This is a genomic window from Microbacterium sp. LWH7-1.2, from assembly GCF_038397755.1.
Lineage (GTDB): Bacteria > Actinomycetota > Actinomycetes > Actinomycetales > Microbacteriaceae > Microbacterium.
In genome coordinates this window covers 2,088,718-2,110,032 of sequence record NZ_CP151637.1, presented here as the reverse complement: position 1 = coordinate 2,110,032, position 21,315 = coordinate 2,088,718, and the positions used below count along the sequence as shown (strand labels likewise).

Here is a 21,315-nt window from a genome sequence, read left to right as displayed (position 1 = left end):
CGTGACCGCCACCAGAACCCTCACGACGGCACCCGCCGAATCCCGCCGCATCGCGCGGCCGCTTCCTGCGGACCGGAGCGCGAAGGCCCAGCGACGATGGGGGAAGGTGTTCCTCTACATCGCCCTGTCGCTGTTCGGGATCATCTTCCTGTTCCCGCTGGTGTTCATGTTCGTGTCGAGCCTCAAGCCCGACAGCCAGATCCTGCAGGACATCGACTCCGCCGCGGCATTCCTGCCGGTCGGCGACATCAGCCTCGATAACTACTTCGGGGTCTTCGACCGGGTGCCGGTCGCGCAATTCATGTTCAACTCCGTGCTCGTGACGGTGCTCACCGTCGGGCTCGGGCTGATCGTGAACTCGATGGCCGGCTTCGCCCTCTCCCGTCTCGCGTGGAAGGGCCGGCTCGTCGTCCTCGCGGTCATCATCGCCACGCTCATCGTGCCCTTCGAGACGATCGCGGTGCCCATGGTCTACTGGGTCGCGCAGCTGCCGACGCTGGTGATCGAGGGCGGCGTGCTGAAGTACGACTTCGGCTGGCTGAACACCTACCAGGTGCAGATCGTGCCCTTCATCGCGAATGCGTTCTCGATCTTCCTGTTCACGCAGTACTTCTCGACCATCCCCACCTCGCTCGACGAGGCAGCGCGCATCGACGGCGCGAGCTGGTTCACGATCTACCGCCGCATCCTCGTGCCCCTGTCGGGACCGGCGTTCGCGACCGTGGCGATCCTCACCTTCCTGCCCGCGTGGAACCAGTACCTCTGGCCGCTCATGGTCGTGCAGAAGGAGGAGCTGCGGCCGGTCATGGTCGGTGTGCAGTACTTCTTCCAGCTCAACACGGCGTGGGGTGAGGTGATGGCCTACACCTCGCTCATCACGATCCCGGTGCTCATCGTCTTCCTGGTCTTCCAACGGGCGTTCGTCAGCAGCATCGCCGCGAGCGGGGTGAAGGGATGAGCGAACGGATGCTGCGCCTCGTGGTCGTCGGCGAAGCCCTGGTCGATCCACCCCGTCGCGCCGAGCGCGTCGCGCCGGCGTGGCCCGCCGCGACGCGGTAACCCGCCGCATCTCCGACCCGCACTCCCGCCCGCCGGGCGGAGGGCACACCATCGCGCGATCCACCGCGCACGACTCTTGAAGGAACTCTCGTGTTCGATCTCCCTGATTCCTGGGTATGGGATTACTGGTTCGCCGACGACGGCGAGCGCTATCACCTGTTCTTCCTCTACGCCTCGCGCGCGCTCCACGACCCCGAAGCCCGCCACTACCGCGCGTCCGTCGGGCACGCGGTCTCGACGGACCTCGTCGAGTGGACGCGGGTCGCCGATGCGCTGGTGCGCGGCGATGCTCCGGCCTTCGACGAGCTCGCCACGTGGACCGGGTCGGTCGTGCGACACCCGGATGGGACGTGGTTCATGTTCTACACGGGCTCGACGCTCGCTCCCGGCGCGCAGAACGTCCAGCGGATCGGCTACGCAACGTCGTCCGACCTCTTCACGTGGACGAAGGCGGGCGGACCCGTGCTCGAAGCGACGGGCCCCTGGTACGAGAAGCTCTCCAGCGGCGCGTGGCACGACGAGGCGTTCCGCGACCCGTGGGTGTTCGCCGACCCGGACGGGAACGGCTGGCACATGCTCATCACCGCCCGTGCGCCGGAGGGGCCGGTCGACGGGCGAGGCGTCATCGGGCACGCCTGGTCGGCGGACCTGCGCACGTGGGAGCTGCGCGAACCGCTCAGCGCGCCCTCCGTCGACGGGTTCGGGCAGCTCGAGGTCCTGCAGGTCGAGATCGTCGACGGGCGGCCGGTGGTGATCTTCTCCTGCCTGAAGGAGCAGAGCACCGAGTCGCGTCGTGCCGCGGCCGCAGGCACGTGGGCGGCTCCGGCCGAGAGCCTCCTCGGACCGTTCGACATCGACGCCGCGTACCCGCTGACCGACGAGCGCCTGTACGTCGGGCGCCTGCTGCAGCGCCGGTCCGACGGCGAGTGGCTGCTGTTCGCCTTCCGCAACATCGGCGAGGACGGGTGGTTCGTGGGCGGCGTCACCGATCCGATGCCGGTGCAGTGGAACGACGGGCGGCTCGTCCGTCGTGAGGCGGTGGGCGCCTCCGCCTGACGCTCGGGGCCGGGATTCGCAGACGAGCGCCGGCAGCTCCAGATCGTGGACGACGCGACCGGACAGTGGGACACCTCACGGTCGGCCAGGTCCTTCTGCAGGGACTGACGGAGGCAGCGCGACGGTCTTCGGAAATGGACTTGAGATATGAGACTTCCAGTCTCTAGTCTGGAGAGGTGCACGAGTCGGGGGGCTCGCGCACAACGATCTTGCCGGCGGCCCCATGTCGTCGCGTTCGATCTGGTCGGTGCCGGGTTGTGGGGACCCGGCACCGCGAGTTTCTGCGGAGGCGAGGTGGCCTACCGGACAGCGCGCTGAGGGCGATAATCAAGGGGTGGAGCAACCCGAATCCCGGTCGCGGAGGCCCGCGGGCGAAACGCGCGCACTCATGCTCGCGGTCGCCGTGGACCGCGTCAGAGATGAGGGCCTGCTGCTGGACTACGCCAACATCGAGCTCGAGGATCTGATCCGCACCGCGGGGGTGCCGCGATCGACCGTCTTCCGCATCTGGCCCGACCGTGTGGCCTTCGTCGCGGACCTCGTGCGCGCTCTGTTCGAAGCCGACCCGGGCTTCGACACCGGCTTCGACAGCGAGACGCTTCAGCACCTCGAGCAGGCGGTCAACGGGGACGCGGCGACGATGAGCACGCCCGAGGGCCGGCAGATGGCGCTCCGCGAGGCGTTGCGGGTCACCGTGTCGCACAACATGACCGCGGTGGAGCACATCGTGGCGTTCCGCGCATACCGGGCGATGTCTGCTGCGCTCTCCAGTGGCGACGCCGTTCCCGGCGGTGAGGAGATTCGCGCGCTGCTGTCGGAGATCGAGGACCGGTACCTGACCCGGATGGCCGAGACGTACCGGGCGCTCAACGCTGCCTTCGGGCTCCGCATGCGCGAGGGCGTCGACGAACGCGATCTGGCCGTCGCGATCATGGCGATGGTCGACGGCATGAGCGACCACCGCCGCATCAACCCGGCGATGGTCGACGCGCCGCGTGTCGCCGCGCTCGGTCCCGAGGGTCCTCGCGAGTGGCATCTCGCCGGGATCGCCGTCTACGGCATCTACACCGCGTACACCGAGGCGATCGAGGCGTAGCGCGCACCCGCCGCGCAGCCGGTCAGGCGGTCAGGCGCTCGGCGCGCTCCAGCTGAGCGACTCGATGTAGCGCAGCAGCACGCCCTCGCGCAGCGCCCACGGCGAGACCTCGAGCTCGTCGACGTCCATCGCGCGCATCGCCTCGTGCAGCACGACGGCGCCGGCGACGATCTGGAACGTCCGGTCCGGCGTGATGCCGGGAAGCTCCTGGCGGGCGGACGCGGGAATGCGAGCCAGGCGCGGGATCCACGAGCCGAGGGAGGCGCGGGGGAGCAGCATCCGTTCGATTCCCGACCAACCGGGAACCGGATAGCCCACGAGCTTCGCGAGCGACCGGATCGCCTTCGACGAGCCCACCACGTGGTCGGGCGACGGCAGCTTGCTGAACGACTTCGCCACAGGCGCGAGCGTCTTGCGTGCGTGGTCGCGCAGCTTCTCGACCGCCGCCTCACCCGGCGGGTCGTCGGGAAGGAACTGCACCGTCATGCGCCCCGCGCCGAGGGGGACGGATGCTGCCCGCTCGGGCAGCTCGTCGGCTCCGGCCGCGATCTCGAGCGAGCCGCCGCCGATGTCGAACAGCAGGATCTGCCCGGCTGCCCATCCGAACCAGCGACGGACCGCGAGGAACGTGTACCGTGCCTCCGTCTCGCCGCCGAGCACCTGCAAGGGCTGGCCGAGCGCCTCTTCGATCAGCGCGATGACCTCGGGGCCGTTCTTCGCCTCACGCACGGCGCTCGTGGCGGTGGCGAGAAGCTCGTCGACCCGCTCGGACGCCGCGATCCTGCGCGCCTCGGTCACCGCGGCGACGAGCGCCGTGACGCCCTCTTCGGTGATCGAGCCGTCGGGTGCGAGGTAACGCATGAGCCGCAGCACCGTGCGCTGACTCGTCGTGGCGAGAGGCCGGCCGCCGGGGCGGACGTCGGCGACGAGCAGGTGGACGGTGTTCGAGCCGATGTCGAGAACTCCGAGGCGCACGCGTTCAGGTTAGCGGGGCGCGTAGAGCGTGCTCGGGCGGCCCGCCGTCGCATAGTCGAGCCGCCGCGCGGCGGCGCCCGTCTGCGCGAGGTGCTCGAGGTACCGGCGACTGGTGACGCGGGAGATGCCGACAGCCCCGGCGATGTCGGCAGCCGACGACCACGGCGCGGACGCGAGCGCGTCGCGCACGGCTGCGAGGGTCTCGGAACTCAAGCCCTTGGGGAGAACCGTCGCGGCCGGCGCCCCGCCGATGAGCGAGTCGATATCGTCCTGGTCCAGGGCGGCGGCCGGCGCGGTCGCTGCGGCGATCTCCCTCACGACGTCGTCGATGCGTGTGTAGAGGTCTTGTGCGGAGAACGGCTTCACAAGGTAGTGACGAACGCCGGCGAGGCGCGCGACCCGCACGCTGTCGAAGTCCCTCGCGGCGGTCACGGCGATGAACTCCGGCTGATGACCGCTTCCGGCGCGCACGGCCCGCAGGACATCCAGCCCTGAGCAGCCGGGCAGGTGCAGGTCGAGGAGCACGAGGTCGGGCTCCAGTTCGTGCACGGTGGCGATCGCCTCGGGGCCGGTGCTGGCGACGGCGACCACCTCGCACCCGTCGTAGGCCGACACGAACCGCGTGTGGAGCCGGGCGACCGCCGGCTCGTCGTCGACGACGACGACCCTGACCGGACGGCTCACGCGGGCACCGCCTCGTGTGTGCTCGCCGTGGGGGACGGCGTGTCGATGGGGAGGCGCACGACGAAGCGTGCCCCGCCGAGCGGCGAGTCCGCGACGGAGACGTCGCCGCGCCGGCGCCGCACCACGCGGCGGACGAGAGCGAGCCCGATTCCGCGGCGATGCGGACCGCGCGCGCCGGCCGGCGCCTTCGAGCTCACGCCCTCCACGAAGATGCGTGCGCGCTCCTCCTCGGGCACTCCGGGGCCGCTGTCGTCGACGGTGACCACGATCATGTCGTCGTCCACCCGAGCGCACACCTCGACCCGGTCGCCCAGACCGCAGGCCTCGACGGCGTTGTCGACGAGGTTGCCGACGATCGTGACGAGGTCGTGGCCGACGTCCTCCGACAGGCGCGGCACATCGTCGGCGTCGCCCGGGCGCCGCCGCACGTCGAGCGTGATGCCGACCTCGCGTGCCTGGGCGGTCTTCACCGCGAGCAGCGCCGACAGTTCGAACTGGCCGAGGACGGGCCGGGTCTCTCCGTCGCCCATGGCGCCGCCGGGCGTGGACCCGGCGATGAATTCGCGGGCGTCGTCGACGAGTCCGAGCTCGAGCAGGCCCGACAGCACGTGCATCGTGTTGGCGAACTCGTGCGCCTGCGCCCGGAGCCCGTCCGTCAGCGACTGTGCGCCGTCCATCTCGCGCAGCGCCTGGTGCAGCTCGGTGTGGTCGCGCAGCAGCAGCGTCGCGGCCGTCGCCTCGCCGTCGACGTCGGTGCCGGTACTGCGCGCGATGAGCACCCGCTCGCCCACGAGGACGAGGGCGCCGTCGGGCTCTCCCCGCCGCAGCACGTCGGCGACCGCGGGCTCGAGCGCCTCCTCAGCGGTACGGCCGACGAGGTCGTCGTCCCCGAGCAGTCGCGCGGCCGCGTCATTGGCGGTGGTGATGACACCGTGCTGGTCCACCGTGATGATGCCCTCGCCGATGCGGTGCAGCACCGTCTCGCGCTGCTCCACCAGCGACGCGATCTCGCCCGGCTCCAGCCGGAAGATGCGCTTGCGCACCACCGAGGTCACCCACGCCGCCCCGAACACGCCGATCACCGCCGAGGCGCCCATCGCCACGAGCAGCCACGGCACCTGCGAGAGGAACTGGGCGCTGATCTCGGACTCCAGGATGCCGACCGACACGGTTCCCACGACCTCGCCGCCGTCGACCTCCGCGAAGATCGGCACCTTCACCCGCCACGAGACCCCGAGCGTGCCCTCCTGCGTGCCCACGAACGTCTCGCCCGACAGCGGAACCGAGGGATCGGTCGACACCGGTTCCCCGATGCGATCCGGATCCGGGTGCGAGAGACGGATGCCGTCGGCATCCGTCACCACCACGTAGGTGACATCCGATGCCTGACGGATGAGCTCGGCGACCGGCTGGATGACCTTCGCGGGGTCGGCGTCGTCGAGCGCGTCGAGGATCACCTGCTGCCGGGCGACCGACTGCGCGACCGCGATCATGCGGTCCTGATACGAGGTGCGGATGGCGCGCTCTTGGAGCGTCACCGCGATGACGCCGGTGATGAGGGTGGCCAGGCACACGATGACCGCCTGTAGAACCAGGAGCTGCACCTTGAGCGACATCGGCGTCACGGGGCCAGTGTAGGTCGGTCATCCCCGCGGGGGCAGGGTCGCGGCATCCGTCGACCGTGACCAATAGTTTCCGAAGCTCCGTATTACTTACGCAATCTCGATCGCGGGGCCATGCGCCCCTACCGTCGGGTCCACACAGCGCGGGGCGACGTCGCCCCGTACGCACTCGAGGAGGAGTGGAATGCGCAGATACGCGATCCCCACGATGATCGCCGCAGGCGCCCTGGCGCTCGCCGGCTGCACGGCCGGCACCGGCGGGGGCGGCGACGGCGGCGGCGGGGGCGAAGAGGAGGCCGCCGCGGTCGAAGAGGTCGGCATCCTGGTGCCGGCCGACCCCGGCGGAGGCTGGGACCAGACCGGCCGGGCCATGAGCAACGTTCTCGTGGGCGAGGAGCTCGTCTCGGCCGCGCCCGTCACCAACGAGGGCGGCGCCGGCGGAACGGTCGGCCTCGCGTCGTTCGCCAACGAGCGGGACCCGTACTCGCTCATGGTGACCGGTCTCGTGATGGTCGGCGCCGTCGAGACCAACGCGTCGGCGACCCGCATCGAGGACACGACGCCCATCGCGCGGCTCACCGACGAGCCGCTCGTCGTGGTCGTGCCGGCCGAGTCGCCCTACGACTCGCTCGAAGACCTGGTCGACGACATCGCCGAGAACGGACAGGACGTCGTGGTCACCGGAGGCTCCGCGGGCGGTGCGGACCACATCCTCGCGGGCCTGCTCCTCACCGAGGCGGGCCTCGACTCCGACGAGATCATCGAGAAGCTCAACTACGTCCCCAACGCCGGTGGCGGCGAGGCCGTGACGATGCTCCTCGGCGGAAACGCGGATGCCGGGATCTCCGGCGTCGCGGAGTTCGCCGAGTTCGTCGAGGACGGCTCCATGCGCGCCCTCGGCGTGAGCTCGGAGGAGCCCGCCGCGCTGCTGCCTGACACCCCCACGCTCGTCGACGAGGGGTACGACGTCGTGCTGACCAACTGGCGCGGCGTGCTCGCACCGGGAGGCATCACGGATGCCGAGGCTCAGGCGCTCACCGATCTCATGACCGAGATGCACGACAGCGGCGAGTGGGCCGCGGTCCTGGAGGAGAACGGCTGGACCGACGCCTTCCTGGTCGGGGAGGAGTTCGACGACTTCATCGAGGAGAACGTCACCTCGGTCTCCGACACGCTGAAGAGCATCGGGCTCGTGGGATGAGCACCCCGGCCTCGAGCGGGCTCCCTTCCGGATCGGAAGGGGGTCCGCCCCCGATCACCAAGCCGTCGCTCGCGGTGGCGACGCCGTCGCGCTCGTCGCGACGCGTGGGCGAGCTGGTCTTCGCGCTCCTCGTCATCGGGCTCGGCGTGTTCGCGCTGATCGGCGCGTTCACGATCCGTGTGCCCGCGGGCTCCCGGGTCGGGCCGACCGTCTTCCCGATCTTCGTGTCGCTGATCCTGCTGGTAGCCGGCACGGCTGTGCTCATCGGAGTGATCCGCGGACACCTCGGCACGCCCGAGGAGTCGGAGGACACCGACCCGAACGCCCGCACCGACTGGCGGACCCTGGCGATCATCGCGGCCCTCGTGCTCGCGCAGCTGCTGCTGATCGAGTACATCGGCTGGACGCTGTCGGCGACGCTCCTCTTCGGCGGCGTCGCGTGGGCGCTCGGCACCAAGCGGTGGTGGCTCGGATTCGTGATCGGGTTCATCATCGGCCTCGCTGTGCAGATCCTCTTCGGCGAGCTGCTCGGACTCTCTCTGCCGCTCGGTCCCCTGCTGAGCTGGCTCGGCCCCCTCGTCTGAGGCGACGGATACGGACATGGACAACATCTCGCTCCTTCTGGAGGGATTCGCGACGGCGCTCCAGCCGCAGTACCTCCTCTTCGCGTTCCTCGGCGTGCTCGTCGGCACCGCCGTCGGCGTTCTGCCCGGCATCGGGCCGGCCATGACGGTCGCCCTGCTGCTGCCGCTCACCTACACGCTCGATCCGACGGCCGCCCTCATCACCTTCGCGGGCATCTACTACGGCGGCATGTACGGCGGCTCGACCACGTCGATCCTGCTCAACACGCCAGGCGAGTCGGCATCCATCATCACGGCCATCGAGGGCAACAAGATGGCGCGGCTCGGACGAGCCGCCACCGCCCTCGCGACCGCCGCGATCGGCTCGTTCATCGCCGGGACGATCGCGACCGTCGGGCTCACGCTCCTTGCGCCGGTGCTCGCGCAGTTCGCCGTGAGCCTCGGGCCGGCCGACTACGTCGCGCTCATCGTGGTCGCCTTCATCACCGTCGGCGCCCTCCTCGGGTCGTCCGTCGCGCGGGGCATGTCGTCGCTCGGCATCGGGCTGTTCATCGGCCTCATCGGCACCGATCTGCTGTCGGGCCAGGCACGCTACACCCTCGGTCTCCTGCCCCTCGCCGACGGCATCGACGTGGTGCTCGTCGCGGTCGGACTCTTCGCCGTCGGCGAGACGTTCTACGTCGCGGCGCGGCTGCGCCACGGCTCCATCCCGGTGACGCCGGTCGGCGGCTCGTGGCGGCACTCCATGAAGCGCGACGACTGGCGCCGGTCGTGGGCACCGTGGCTCCGGGGCACCGCCATCGGCTTCCCGATCGGCACGATCCCCGCCGGCGGCGCCGACGTCGCGACCTTCCTCTCGTACGCGGCCGAGAAGAAGCTCTCCAAGCACAAGAGCGAATTCGGCCACGGCGCGATCGAAGGCGTCGCCGGTCCGGAGTCGGCGAACAACGCCGCCGCCGCGGGCGTGCTGGTGCCCCTGCTGACGCTCGGCCTGCCGACCACGGCGACCGCAGCGATCATCCTGACCGCGTTCCAGTCGTACGGCATCCAGCCCGGTCCGAGGCTCTTCGAGAACCAGCCTGAGCTCGTGTGGGCGCTCATCGCGAGCCTCTACATCGGCAATGTCATGCTCATCGTGCTCAACCTGCCGCTCGTCGGCATGTGGGCGAAGGTGCTGCGCATCCCGCGCCCGTACCTGTATGCGGGCATCATGACGTTCGCGGCGCTCGGCGCGTACGCGGTGAGCTTCCAGCCGGTGGACGTGTTCATCCTCCTGGTGATCGGCGTGCTCGGCTTCTTCATGCGCCGCTACGGGTACCCGGTCGCGCCGCTCGTGGTCGGCATGATCCTCGGCCCGATGGGGGAGGAGTACCTCCGCAAGGCGCTGCAGCAGAGCCAGGGCGATGTCGTGTCGCTGTTCCTGCACCCCTTCGCCGCAGTGGCGTACGGGGTGCTGGCGGTGCTGATCGTCGGCGGCCTGTGGCTCAAGCGGCGCCGCCGCCGGTACGAAGCGGCCATGGAGCAGGCGCTCACGTCCGAGATCGCGGTGCAGGCCGCGGCGGAGACGGCAGGACTCGTGCCCGGGAGCGCCGCCGCGCACGAACTCGACCACCGAGATGAGGCGGACGGTCCGACGCGAGGATGACTCGGCGCGCGGCGCGGATCTGTTCCGATGCCGCGACGCCGACGGCGATGCCCCGATCCGTTCCCCCCCCCGACGGGTCGGGGCGTCGACTCGCCGCGGCCGGCGGAATCCACCGCCCTCGCGGCACCGACTACGATGGGCGCGATGTCCGCCGACGAAGCGACCGCTGTCGCCCCCGCACTCTCGCTGTACCGCGAGATCGACCGCGCCGACTGGGCCCGCCTTGCGTCGGGCATGACGCAGCCGCTCACCGAGACCGAGATCGTGCAGATCCGCGGACTCGGCGACCGCCTCGACATGGCCGAGGTCGCGCAGGTGTATGTGCCGCTGTCGCGACTTCTGTCGCTGTACGCGGAGTCGACGAAGCGTCTCGGCGGAGAGGAGTCCGCGTTCCTCGGCGAGGCGGACTCGACCACCCCGTTCATCGTCGGCGTCGCCGGCTCGGTCGCCGTGGGCAAGTCGACCATCGCGCGCCTGCTGCGCGAGCTCACCTCGCGCTGGCCCGGAACGCCTCGCGTCGAGCTCGTCACGACCGACGGCTTCCTGTACCCGAACGCCGAGCTCGAGCGCCGCGGTCTCATGGATCGCAAGGGCTTCCCCGAGTCGTACGACCGCCGCGCGCTCGTGTCGTTCCTCACCGAGGTGAAGAGCGGGGCTCCCGAGGTGAAGGCGCCGTTCTACTCCCACATGCGGTACGACATCGTGCCCGACGCGGTCGTCACCGTGCGCCGCCCGGACATCGTCATCGTCGAGGGCCTCAACGTGCTGCAGCCGCCGCCCACCCCGAACGATGTCGCCGTCAGCGACCTGTTCGACTTCTCCATCTACGTCGACGCGGATGCTGCGCACATCGCGCAGTGGTACGTCGAGCGCTTCCTCGCCCTGCGCCGGGCCGCGTTCAGCAACCCGAGCTCCTTCTTCAACGTCTTCGCGAAGCTGTCCGACGAGGAGGCCGTGGAGCGCGCGCTCGGCTTCTGGAACACGATCAACCTGCCGAACCTCGAGGAGAACGTGCTCCCCACCCGCCACCGCGCGAACCTCGTGCTGCAGAAGGCGGCCGACCACACCGTGGAGACGGTCCTCCTCCGCAAGCTCTGACCCCCGGCCTGCGTGCCCCGCGGCGAGGGGTTGCGACCGCGTCCGGGCGTTTCGCTCGCCAACTCGCCCGTCCGTGTCGGCGCGCCCGTCCGTGTCGGCGCGGCCGTCAGCGGCCTTTTGGCGAGTCGCCGAATTCCGCGCGTTCAGCCGCACTTCTTGGCGAATCGCCAATACAGGACCCTCGGCGGCATTTGGCGGGTCGCCAAGAACGCGGCGCGGTGGGTGCCCTTCTTGGCGAGTCGCCAAAACGCCCGAGCGGTGGCGGGGGCGCAGCATCCGTTCTCGCCCGTGAACAGGGCATCTCTATTCGTAAGGGTTCCTTGCGAAACCGCCCGCCTACCATTGACCGCATGTGTGGAATCGTCGGATACGTGGGCCCGCGCCAGAGCCAGGCCGTCCTGATCTCGGGGCTTTCGCGCCTCGAGTACCGCGGGTACGACTCCGCGGGCATCGCCGTGATCGACGGCGACGGCGGACTGGGCATGCGCAAGCGCGCGGGCAAGCTCAAGGTGCTGCGCGACGACCTCGCGGCCCACCCGCTCGCCGACGGCACCACCGGCATCGGACACACCCGCTGGGCAACGCACGGCGGGCCGACCGACGGCAACGCGCACCCGCACCTCGCCGACGACGACAAGCTCGCCGTGATCCACAACGGCATCATCGAGAACTTCTCCGAGCTCAAGGACGAGCTGATCGCGGACGGGTACACCTTCCGCAGCGAGACCGACACCGAGGTCGCCGCCGTGCTCCTCGGTCGCGAGTACCGCCGCGCCGGTGACCTCGAGCAGGCCTTCCGTGCCGTCGTCTCCCGTCTCGAGGGCGCTTTCACCCTCCTCGCGATGCACGAGGACCAGCCCGGCCTCGTCGTCGGCGCGCGCCGCAACTCGCCGCTCGTCATCGGCCTGGGCGAGGGGGAGAACTTCCTCGGCTCGGACGTCGCCGCGTTCGTCGAGCACACCCGCAACGCCCTCGCGATCGGCCAGGACCAGATCGTCGCGATCACCCCCGACGCCGTGACCGTCACCGATTTCGCCGGCAACACGGTGGAGGTCGAGCCGTTCGAGGTCACGTGGGACGCCTCGGCCGCCGAGAAGGGCGGCTGGTCGTCGTTCATGGCGAAGGAGATCTCGGAGGAGCCCGAGGCGGTCGCCAACACGCTGCGCGGCCGCGTCCGCGACGGCGAGGTCGTGATCCCCGAGCTCGACGGACTCGACAAGCTGTTCGCCGGCGTCTCGCGCATCATCGTGATCGCCTGCGGCACCGCGGCCTACGCCGGCCAGGTGGGCAAGTACGCGATCGAGCAGTGGACCCGCATCCCCGTCGACGTCGAGCTCGCCCACGAATTCCGCTACCGCGACCCGGTGATCGGCCCCGACACCCTCGTCGTCTCGATCAGCCAGTCGGGCGAGACCATGGACACGCTCATGGCCGTCAAGTACGCCCGCGAGCACGGCGCGAAGACGCTGTCGGTGTGCAACACACAGGGCGCCACGATCCCGCGCGAGTCCGACGCGATCGTCTACACCCACGCGGGCCCCGAGGTCGCGGTCGCCTCGACGAAGGCCTTCGTCGCGCAGATCACGGCGCTGTACCTGATGGCCCTGCACATCGGTCGCGTCCGCGGCGCGATCACCGCGGCGGACGCCGCCGACCACGTGCGCGAGCTCGAGGCCATCCCCGCCAAGATCGCGCAGATCCTCGAGCGCGAGCAGCCGCGCATCGAGCAGTTCGCCCACTGGATGGCCGACACCCGCTCGGTGCTCTTCCTCGGGCGTCACGTCGGCTTCCCGATCGCGCTCGAGGGTGCGCTCAAGCTCAAGGAGCTCGCGTACATCCACGCAGAGGGCTTCGCGGCCGGCGAACTCAAGCACGGCCCGATCGCGCTGATCGAGCCCGGCCAGCCGGTGTTCGTCGTCGTGCCGTCCCCGCGCAAGTCGTCGGAGATGCACAAGAAGGTCATCTCCTCGATCGAGGAGATCCGGGCGCGGGGCGCCCGCGTCATCGCGATCGCCGAAGAGGGGGACGCCGCGGTGCTGCCCAAGGCCGACGAGGTGCTCCGCATCCCCCTGGCCGGCCCGTTCTTCGAGCCGCTCCTCGCGGTGGTTCCGCTGCACATCTTCGCGATGGGTCTCGCCACGGCGAAGGGCCTCGACGTCGACCAGCCCCGCAACCTCGCGAAGTCCGTCACGGTCGAGTAAGCGCCGGGGCGGCAGCATCCGTCCCGCCTGCCGGGCGGCAGGCGGCGGTTGCGGGGCCGCGCGATAGGGTGGCGGATGCTGCGGCCGCAGCGCGCAGGAGGACCACATGATCGTCGGTATCGGCGTCGACATCGTCGACATCCCTCGGTTCGAGCGGACGATCGAACGCACCCCGCAGCTGCTGCCGCGACTCTTCTCGGAGGCCGAGCAGCAGCTCAAGCCGCACTCGCAGGCGGCGAGGTACGCCGCGAAGGAGGCGCTCATCAAGGCGCTGGGCGGCTCGGACGGCGTGCACTGGACCGAGATCGAGATCGCGTCCGAGGCCTCCGGTCGTCCCGTGTTCTCGCTGCGCGGCTCGACGGCGGCCGTCGTCGCCGAGCGGGGCATCACCGCGCTGCACCTGTCGCTCTCGCACGACGCGGGCCTCGCGACGGCGTACGTCATCGCGGAGGCCGTGCCGGGGCCCGCGAACCAGGGGATTCTCCGCGAGACCGAGGGTGATGTCCCCGGTCCCGGTGCGAATCCCCTGCCCCGCGAGACCCGCGAGTCCCGCGGCACCGGCGGCGCCGAAGGAGCCGACGCGTGAGCCGCCTGCCCACCGGGGCCCTGCGCGAGGCAACAGTCGACGTCGGCGCGATCGAGGACAACGTGCGGCACCTCCGCCGGCTCACCGAGTCGGAGATCATCGCGGTCGTCAAGGCCGACGGGTACGGGCACGGCGCGGTGCGCTCGGCGCTCGCCGCGCTCGCGGGCGGGGCGTCGCGGCTCGGCGTGTCCGACATCACCGAGGCGCTGGCCCTGCGCCGGGCAGGCATCGATGCCCCGATCGTCGCGTGGCTGCACGCCCCGGGCGCGGACTTCGCCGAGGCGGCCGCACTCGGCATCGAGCTCGGCGTCTCGAGCCTCGAGCAGCTGCAGAAGGCGGCGGCCGCAGCATCCGCCGATCGTCCCGTCGGTGTACACCTGAAGCTGGAGACCGGGCTCTCGCGCAACGGGATCGCACCCGCGGACTACCGCGTCGTCTTCGCCGAGGCCGCGCGCCTCGAACGGATCGGCCGGGTGCGCGTCATCGCGCTGTTCAGCCACCTCTCGAACGCCTCGACGGAGGACGACCGCGCCGCACTGCGCGCGTTCGAGGACGGCGTGGCCGTCGCCGCCTCGCTCGGCCTCGCGCCGCCGCTGCGGCACATTGCGGCGACCCACGCCGCGATCGACCTGCCGGAGGCGCGCCTGGGCTGCGTGCGCATCGGCATCGGCATCTATGGACTCTCGCCGTTCGACGACCGCACCTCGGCCGACCTCGGCCTGCGTCCCGCGATGACGCTGCGCGGCGCGGTGGCCGCGGTGCGCCGCGTGCCCGCGGGCAAGGGCGTGTCGTACGGCTACGACTACCGCGCCGAGCGTGACACGACGCTCGCGCTCGTACCCCTCGGCTACGCCGACGGCGTGCCGCGCCAGGCCTCGGGTGCCGGGCCCGTGGTGATCGGCGGACGCCGCTTCACCGTCGCCGGCCGCATCGCGATGGACCAGTTCGTCGTCGACGTGGGCGACGCGCCCGTCGCCGTGGGCGAGACGGCGGTGCTGTTCGGCGACCCGACCCTGGGCGTGCCGTCGGCCACCGACTGGGCGGACGCCGCCGGCACCATCAACTACGAGATCGTCACGCGCGTCGGACCTCGCGTGCCCCGCCGGCAGGTGTCGGAGTGAGCCGCCTCGTGCGACCGTTTGCAGGACCGTCCGGCGGGGCTGGGCAACGCGTTCGCAGACTCCCGGGCGAGCTGTGCCCCGCGCGCCTCGACGATCCTGCAAACGGTCAGCGGACGGGGGAGGCGAAGTGAGCGCGAGCGGGAACGACGACGAGGTCCCGCGCGTTGCACCGGGCGTGAACACGCAGCCCCAGGGACTCGACGCACTGGTCGGCACGCGCGAGGTCACCTCGCCCGAGGCCATGGAGGCGCTCGGCGAGGACATGGGACGGATGCTGCACCCCGGCGACATGGTGGTGCTCACCGGTCCGCTCGGCGCGGGGAAGACCACCCTCACCCGCGGCATCGGCCGGGGGCTCGACGTGCGCGGACCCATCCAGAGCCCGACGTTCGTGCTCGCCCGCACGCACCCGTCGCTCTCCGGTGGGGCGCCGCTCGTGCACGTGGACGCATACCGCCTCGGCTCGGCCGCCGAGCTCGACGACCTCGACATCGACTTCGACGGCTCCGTCGTCATCGTGGAGTGGGGCCGCGGACTCGTCGACGGTCTCCGAGAGCAGTGGTGGGAGGTCGAGCTCGAGCGCGAGTGGCACGGCCACGGCGTCGACAACGCCTGCGGCACCCTCGCCCACGAGGCCGACCTCGACGCCGACACCCCGCGCCTGGTGAAGATCACCCGGCACCCCTGAGCGGGCGGCGGCCGCGGCATCCATCGTCCGTCTGCGCTCCTGGTCCCGCGTCCTCAATCGAGGGTCCCGCCCGAGATCCAGACGGAGACCCGGCGGGAAGCTCCTCACCTCGGCCCTGGTCCCAAATGAGGAGCGGAGGCGCCCGAGCCGCTCGGATCTCCGGGTGCGGGGCGCCGACTACCCTGGAAGGGTGATCCTCGGCATCGACACGTCGCTCGGCTCCGCGGTGGCGGTGGTCGAACCGGACGGCGTGATCCGCTCGCAGGTCGAGAGCGCAGACCCCCGCGGCCACGCCGAGGTGATCGGCACGCTGATCGGGCGGGCGCTGGCCGAGGCATCCGTCTCTCCCTCGGAGATCACGCATGTCGCTGCGGGAATGGGGCCCGGCCCGTTCACCGGGCTGCGCGTCGGCATCGCCGCGGCGCGCACCTTCGCCCTCGGGCGAGGCGTGCCGGTCGTGCCGGTCCCGAGCCATGACGCCGTCGCCCTCGAGCTGCTCATCCACGACGCCCTCACCGGCGGATACGAGGATGCCGGCGACGAGACGTTCGCCGTCGTGACCGATGCGCGCCGACGCGAGTTCGCGTACACGCTCTACCGCGGGCTCGACGATGACGGCCTCCCCGTGCGGGTCACGGAACCCGCGCTCGCACCCCGCGACGACCTCGACGGCGTGCTCGCGAGCGCCGTGGCCGCACGCCGTGACGCCGACCGCATCCCCGCGGGCATGCTCGCGCTCGCCGCGGCTCGCGCACTCGCCGCCGGGCGCACGATCGGGCCCGCCGACGCGCTCTACCTCCGCTCGCCCGACGTGACGGTTCCGCGCGCGCCGAAGCGGGTGAATCTGTGACGCTCCGCCGCGCGACCGCCGACGACCTCGCGGCGATCATGATGCTCGAGCGGACGTCGTTTCCGACCGACGCCTGGTCCGAGGCGATGATGCGCGAAGAGCTCGCGTCGCCGCACGGCTGGTACGTCGTCGACGACGAGGCCGGCCGACTCGTCGGGTACGCGGGACTGCGGGCTGTCGCCGGCGCGAAGGATGCCGACATCCAGACGATCGCGATCGCCGAGGTGTCGCGGGGCCGCGGTCGTGGTCGCGCGATCCTGCGGGCGCTTCTCGAGGAGGCCGCCCGGCGCGGAGTCACCGACGTGTTCCTCGAGGTGCGCGCCGACAACCCGGTCGCCCAGACGCTGTACGTCTCGGAGGGCTTCGCCGAGATCGGGCGCAAGCCCCGGTACTACCAGCCCGACGACGTCGACGCCGTGGTGATGAAGCTCGACCTGCGCGGGTGGCACGGGGCGCAGCATCCGTCCTCGCCTTCCGTCGAATCCCGGATCCGGAATTCGGAGGACCGCACGGTTTCCGGAGCGGCTGCCCCCGATGCCCCGGAAACCGGCACGAAGTCCGGATTCCGGATCGGGGACACGGCCGCCTGGGACGGAGGGGTGTGCACATGAACCGCGCCGAACCGCTGGTGCTCGGCATCGAGACGAGCTGCGACGAGACCGGGATCGGGATCGTGCGCGGCCGCACGCTGCTGTCGAACACGATCGCGAGCTCGATGGACGAGCACGCCCGCTACGGCGGCGTCGTGCCCGAGGTCGCGGCCCGCGCGCACCTCGAGGCGCTGCAGCCGTCGATCGAGGCGGCGCTCGCCGAGTCGGGGGTCGCACTGGCAGACCTCGACGCCGTGGCAGTGACTTCGGGGCCCGGGCTGGCGGGCGCCCTCATGGTCGGCGTCGGTGCGGCGAAGGCGCTCTCGGTGTCGCTCGAGAAGCCCCTGTACGCCGTGAACCACCTCGTCGGCCACATCGCGGCCGACATCCTCGACGCCGAGGCACCGCCCCTCGAATACCCGACGGTCGCGCTGCTCGTCTCGGGTGGGCACACGTCGCTGCTCCTCGTCCGGGACCTCACCACCGACGTCGAGCTCCTCGGCGAGACGATGGACGACGCCGCCGGCGAGGCCTTCGACAAGGTGGCTCGGCTGCTGGGGCTGCCCTACCCCGGGGGTCCGGAGATCGACCGGGCGGCAGCATCCGGTGATCCGAAGGCGATCCCGTTCCCGCGCGGGCTGTCGCGCGCGAGCGACATGGCGAAGCACCGCTACGACTTCTCGTTCTCGGGACTGAAGACCGCGGTCGCCCGCTGGGTCGAGCAGCGCGAGGTTCTCGGGGAGGCGGTGCCCGTGGCCGACGTCGCCGCGAGCTTCCGCGAGGCCGTCGTCGACGTGCTCGTCACCAAGGCACTCGCCGCCTGCCGGGACCACGGCGTGCCCCGCCTGCTGCTCGGCGGCGGTGTGATCGCGAACCGCCGGCTGCGGGAGGTGGCCCTCGAACGTGCCGCGGAGGAGGGCGTCACCGTGCGCATCCCGCCGCTGTCGCTCTGCACCGACAACGGCGCGATGATCGCGGCGCTGACGTCCGAGCTCATCATGTCGGGCCGCGAGCCGTCGACCCTCGAGTTCGGCGCCGACTCGACACTGCCCGTCACCGAGATCCAGGTCGCGGAGTCGGCATGACGGACGAACGGATGCCGCGCCCCGGCGAGGACGGGACGCCCGACACTGATCCGGCCGATGTCGATCCGGCGTCTGCGGATGCGCCGGGCGCCTCGACCGCGGGCGCGGGCGTGCCCTCCGCGGGGCGACCAGAGGATCCCGGGGGACCGACCGTGACGCCGGTGTCGCCGGACGTCGAGCCCGCGCAGGACGCCTCACCGCTGCCGGGGGCGCATCGCGGCGGGTTCCTGCGGCTGCCGACGGCACCGGTCGCCGTCACCGTGGAGACCGCACCGGCCGAGCCGGGCGGCGATTTCACTGCCGACGACACGTCGTGGACGGCGACGGACTCGGGGTTCCACCGCGGGCTCGCGGGCTGGGCGCTCGCGTTCGCGATCGTCGGGCTCATCGTGTCGATGTTCGTCGGCTGGGGGTTCCCGATCGGCCTGGTCGCAGTCGTGTCGGCCATCATCGCCCTCCGACGCCCGCTCGAGAACCGCTCCGTCGCCGTGTGGGCGATCGTGCTCGGAACGCTGTCGATCCTGTACAGCGCCGGCTGGCTCCTCTACGCGGCGGCGCAGGCCCACATCATCGGCTGACCGGCGGCGGCCGCATGCACCCGTGTCGGCGGTCCCTTTATCGGTTCACTTGCGCTACACGTACGTCAAAGTCGCGTTCGGGCGCACATAGCGCAAGTGAACAGCATGAAGCGGGGCGGCGGGCGGGGCTAGACGCGGTCGGCGAGGATGGCGGTGCGGCGGCTGCCGATGCGGGTGAGGAGGAGCGTCGCCGAGGCCGAGCCACGCAGCTTCAGACGCGGGCGCAGGGCCGCGGGGTCGACGTCCACGCCCCGCTTCTTGATCTCGAGGCGGCCGATGTCGCGTTCGCGCAGCGCCCGCGCGAGGGCCTTCTCGTCGGCGGGCAGCACCTCGCGCACGCGGAAGGTCGAGACGAACGGCGAGGTGAGGGCGGCGTCCGACGTGAGGTAGGCGATGTGCTCGTCGAGCATCCCCGCCTCGAGCGTACGGGCGACGTCGCCGATGAGGCGCGCGCGGATGACGGCGCCGTCGGGCTCGTGCAGGAAGGCGCCGAGCTCGCGGGTGGGCTGGTCCGCAGCATCCGTCTCGGCCGTCAGCTCGTGCGCCTGATCGCCGCGGATGACCAGCGCGGCGCGGCGGACACCCCTGCGCGCCAGAGCTCCTGACCACAGCACGAGCTCGACGGTCGACCCGTCGGCGCTGACCCACTGCGCCTCGACGTCGTCGGGGATGAGATCGCGGTCGAGCCCGGGACCGAGCTTCACGCCGATGGGCAGGCGCCGGGCGAGGTCGAAGACCCAGTCGAGCGACGGCGACCAGTCCTCGGGGCGCGTGCGGGCGGTCTCGGAGTGCCCGGCGGTGCGGCGGGCCGGGTCGAGCCACACGGCGTCGATGCCGTCGAGGTCGGTGTCTTCCGCGGTGCCCAGACGCACCTCGGCGTCGGTGCCGAACGGCGCGAGGTTGTAGGCCGCGATGCCGGCGGTCACCGCGTCGGCATCGACGGCCGTCACGCGCAGGCCGAGCCCGGCGAGACCGAGGGCGTCACCGCCGATGCCGCAGCCGAGGTCGGCGACGCGCGTGAACCCGGCGTCGCGGAACCGTGCCGCGTGACGGGCCGCGATCGGCAGACGCGTCGCCTGTTCGAGGCCGGCGCGGGTGAACAGCATCCGTTCCGCCAGATCGCCGAACTTCGCGCGCCCGCGTGTGCGCAGCCGCGCCTGGCCGACGACCGCGGAGACGAGGTCGGGGGAGTGGCCGTCGCGGCGCAGTCGGGTCACGGTGCGCGCGACGTCGTCGGAGGAGTCCACAGGCGGCATCGCGTCGAGCAGACGCAGGCCCTCGGGCGTCAGGAGCGCTTCGAGTTCGGAGAGTTCCACCCGCCGAGCCTACGGCGCCGCCGCCCCGGGGATAGCCCGGACCGCATCCCGAAACCCCCAACCGGAACCCCCACCTCCCCTGGGGAGGTTGCGGGATCACCCCGGATGTGACCGGGCGGCCCTGAGAACAGACTCTTACACGTACGCCACCAGGCTCCGCGAACAAAGGAATGATCATGGCTGACGAGAATGTGAATGTCCTCGGTGTTCAGACCAACATCGAAGACGTCCTCTCCAACAACGACATCGGCAACACCGACGTAGAGGTCGAGGACAACGTCGTCGGCAACGACGGCAACGTCGTCGGCAACGACACCGACGTCGAGGTCGAGGACAACAACGTCAACAGCGCCGTCGACAACGACGACAACAACGTCAACAGCGCCGTCGGCAACGACATCGCCTCCGACAACGAGATCGGCAACACCGACATCGAGGATTCCGGCAACGGCAACTTCAGCGGCAACACCGACAACTCGGACAACTCGGACAACTCGGACAACTCGGACAACTCCGTCGAGACCGACGTCGAGGTCGAGATCGAGGACTCGTTCAACGACAACTCGGACAACTCCACCGACGACAACTCGGAGACCGACGACTCGTACAACGACAACTCGGACAACTACACGGACTCCTTCAACGAGACCACGCTCAACGACGACTCGGTGACGGTCGGCGTCCGCCAGTACAACACCGGTGTCGGCGGCGACCTGAACCTCGCCCTCGGCGGTGCCGGCGGCGCTGCTGCTGCGGCTGCTGCCGCGTCGGGTTCGCTGAACCTCGACATCGACAACCGTGCACAGGTCGTCGACCAGTCGGTCGCGCAGTCGTTCGGCTTCGTGAACGGCGACGTCGACCAGGAGTTCGAGCAGGAGGCCGTGGCGAACTCGGGTGACTGGGGTGCGGCTGCCGGCGACGACGCCGACGTCGACAACTCGCAGACGACGATCAGCGTCGGCGACGTGTCGATCGGCAACACGTGGATCGACACCCACATCCAGGACTCGTTCCAGGACAACTCGACCAACGAGTGGAACGAGTTCGAGGTCGAGATCGACGACTCCTTCAACGAGACCGACAACTCGACGGACGTCGACGTCGACATCGAGGACTCGTTCACGAGCGAGGTCGACAACTCGGTGGAGAACGAGCTCGAGTGGGAGAACAGCGGCAACTTCTTCAGCCCTGGCGGCGACGTCGCGGGCGACGACATCGTCGACTTCTGATCCGCTCACACAGACCTTGCCCGGCCGCCCTCCGCGAGGGTGGCCGGGCAA

19 protein-coding genes and 1 pseudogene are annotated in these 21,315 nt (G+C 70.8%); 16 read left to right on the top strand and 4 right to left on the bottom strand.

All coding sequences use genetic code 11. The annotated features are described in order from the left end of the window. The first annotated feature begins 1 nt into the window (after position 1). The 3 genes from MRBLWH7_RS09930 (at position 2) to MRBLWH7_RS09920 (ending at position 3,211) form a co-directional block, all read left to right on the top strand. Complete coding sequence (locus MRBLWH7_RS09930; protein ID WP_342001665.1) at positions 2-958, top strand: carbohydrate ABC transporter permease; 957 nt, start codon at positions 2-4, stop codon at positions 956-958. A gap of 191 nt (positions 959-1,149) precedes the next feature. Then, positions 1,150-2,115: a glycosyl hydrolase family 32 gene (locus MRBLWH7_RS09925; RefSeq protein ID WP_342001663.1), complete on the top strand. Its 966-nt coding sequence runs from the start codon at positions 1,150-1,152 to the stop codon at positions 2,113-2,115. A gap of 403 nt (positions 2,116-2,518) precedes the next feature. Next, the gene (locus MRBLWH7_RS09920; RefSeq protein WP_342001662.1) at positions 2,519-3,211 is read left to right on the top strand and encodes a hypothetical protein; all 693 of its coding nucleotides are present in this window, start codon (positions 2,519-2,521) and stop codon (positions 3,209-3,211) included. A 30-nt stretch (positions 3,212-3,241) separates the two neighbouring features. Here the strand turns inward: MRBLWH7_RS09920 and MRBLWH7_RS09915 are convergent, their stop codons facing one another. The 3 genes from MRBLWH7_RS09915 to MRBLWH7_RS09905 are packed head-to-tail and all read right to left on the bottom strand — an operon-like array spanning position 3,242 to position 6,486. Further along, complete coding sequence (locus tag MRBLWH7_RS09915) at positions 3,242-4,186, bottom strand: Ppx/GppA phosphatase family protein (protein WP_342001660.1); 945 nt, start codon at positions 4,184-4,186, stop codon at positions 3,242-3,244. Positions 4,187-4,195: 9 nt separating this feature from the next. After that, positions 4,196-4,870, bottom strand: a complete 675-nt coding sequence (locus MRBLWH7_RS09910) for a response regulator (protein ID WP_342001658.1) — start codon at positions 4,868-4,870, stop codon at positions 4,196-4,198. Next, complete coding sequence (locus MRBLWH7_RS09905) at positions 4,867-6,486, bottom strand: sensor histidine kinase (RefSeq protein ID WP_342002009.1); 1,620 nt, start codon at positions 6,484-6,486, stop codon at positions 4,867-4,869. The genes MRBLWH7_RS09910 and MRBLWH7_RS09905 overlap by 4 nt, the downstream gene beginning before the upstream one ends. Positions 6,487-6,676: 190 nt before the next feature. Between MRBLWH7_RS09905 and MRBLWH7_RS09900 the strand changes: the two genes are divergently transcribed. The 12 genes and pseudogenes from MRBLWH7_RS09900 (at position 6,677) to MRBLWH7_RS09845 (ending at position 18,719) form a co-directional block, all read left to right on the top strand. After that, positions 6,677-7,693, top strand: coding sequence for a tripartite tricarboxylate transporter substrate-binding protein (locus MRBLWH7_RS09900; protein WP_342001657.1), 1,017 nt, complete (start codon positions 6,677-6,679; stop codon positions 7,691-7,693). Then, positions 7,690-8,277 carry a tripartite tricarboxylate transporter TctB family protein gene (locus tag MRBLWH7_RS09895; protein ID WP_342001655.1) on the top strand — a complete coding sequence of 196 codons (588 nt, stop codon included), beginning with the start codon at positions 7,690-7,692 and terminating at the stop codon, positions 8,275-8,277. Before MRBLWH7_RS09900 ends, MRBLWH7_RS09895 begins: the two co-directional genes overlap by 4 nt. A 16-nt stretch (positions 8,278-8,293) precedes the next feature. After that, positions 8,294-9,922, top strand: coding sequence for a tripartite tricarboxylate transporter permease (locus MRBLWH7_RS09890; protein ID WP_342001654.1), 1,629 nt, complete (start codon positions 8,294-8,296; stop codon positions 9,920-9,922). A gap of 144 nt (positions 9,923-10,066) precedes the next feature. Further along, positions 10,067-11,020 (top strand): type I pantothenate kinase, encoded by a 954-nt coding sequence (gene coaA / locus MRBLWH7_RS09885; RefSeq protein ID WP_342001652.1) that lies wholly within the window; start codon positions 10,067-10,069, stop codon positions 11,018-11,020. Between the two features lie 350 nt (positions 11,021-11,370). After that, positions 11,371-13,221: a glutamine--fructose-6-phosphate transaminase (isomerizing) gene (gene glmS, locus MRBLWH7_RS09880; protein WP_342001650.1), complete on the top strand. Its 1,851-nt coding sequence runs from the start codon at positions 11,371-11,373 to the stop codon at positions 13,219-13,221. Positions 13,222-13,327: 106 nt separating this feature from the next. After that, positions 13,328-13,675: pseudogene (locus MRBLWH7_RS09875) on the top strand (holo-ACP synthase); the annotation flags it as partial. A 128-nt stretch (positions 13,676-13,803) separates the two neighbouring features. After that, the gene (gene alr, locus MRBLWH7_RS09870) at positions 13,804-14,928 is read left to right on the top strand and encodes an alanine racemase (protein WP_342001648.1); all 1,125 of its coding nucleotides are present in this window, start codon (positions 13,804-13,806) and stop codon (positions 14,926-14,928) included. A gap of 175 nt (positions 14,929-15,103) precedes the next feature. Beyond that, entirely contained in the window at positions 15,104-15,616 is a 513-nt protein-coding gene (gene tsaE, locus MRBLWH7_RS09865; RefSeq protein WP_342002007.1) for a tRNA (adenosine(37)-N6)-threonylcarbamoyltransferase complex ATPase subunit type 1 TsaE, read from the top strand. Positions 15,617-15,806: 190 nt separating this feature from the next. After that, a complete protein-coding gene (gene tsaB, locus MRBLWH7_RS09860; RefSeq protein ID WP_342001646.1) occupies positions 15,807-16,466 on the top strand; it encodes a tRNA (adenosine(37)-N6)-threonylcarbamoyltransferase complex dimerization subunit type 1 TsaB in 660 nt (219 codons plus the stop codon). Then, positions 16,463-17,077, top strand: coding sequence for a ribosomal protein S18-alanine N-acetyltransferase (gene rimI, locus MRBLWH7_RS09855; protein WP_342001644.1), 615 nt, complete (start codon positions 16,463-16,465; stop codon positions 17,075-17,077). Before tsaB ends, rimI begins: the two co-directional genes overlap by 4 nt. Beyond that, entirely contained in the window at positions 17,074-18,141 is a 1,068-nt protein-coding gene (gene tsaD, locus MRBLWH7_RS09850) for a tRNA (adenosine(37)-N6)-threonylcarbamoyltransferase complex transferase subunit TsaD (RefSeq protein WP_342001642.1), read from the top strand. The genes rimI and tsaD overlap by 4 nt, the downstream gene beginning before the upstream one ends. Continuing rightward, positions 18,138-18,719, top strand: coding sequence for a hypothetical protein (locus MRBLWH7_RS09845; RefSeq protein ID WP_342001640.1), 582 nt, complete (start codon positions 18,138-18,140; stop codon positions 18,717-18,719). Before tsaD ends, MRBLWH7_RS09845 begins: the two co-directional genes overlap by 4 nt. Positions 18,720-18,847: 128 nt before the next feature. Here MRBLWH7_RS09845 and MRBLWH7_RS09840 read toward each other — a convergent pair whose 3' ends face one another. After that, positions 18,848-20,035: a class I SAM-dependent methyltransferase gene (locus MRBLWH7_RS09840; protein WP_342001638.1), complete on the bottom strand. Its 1,188-nt coding sequence runs from the start codon at positions 20,033-20,035 to the stop codon at positions 18,848-18,850. A 176-nt stretch (positions 20,036-20,211) separates the two neighbouring features. On the opposite strand from MRBLWH7_RS09840, the gene MRBLWH7_RS09835 reads away from it, so the two are divergent. Further along, positions 20,212-21,264 carry a hypothetical protein gene (locus tag MRBLWH7_RS09835; protein ID WP_342001636.1) on the top strand — a complete coding sequence of 351 codons (1,053 nt, stop codon included), beginning with the start codon at positions 20,212-20,214 and terminating at the stop codon, positions 21,262-21,264. Positions 21,265-21,315: the final 51 nt, after the last annotated feature.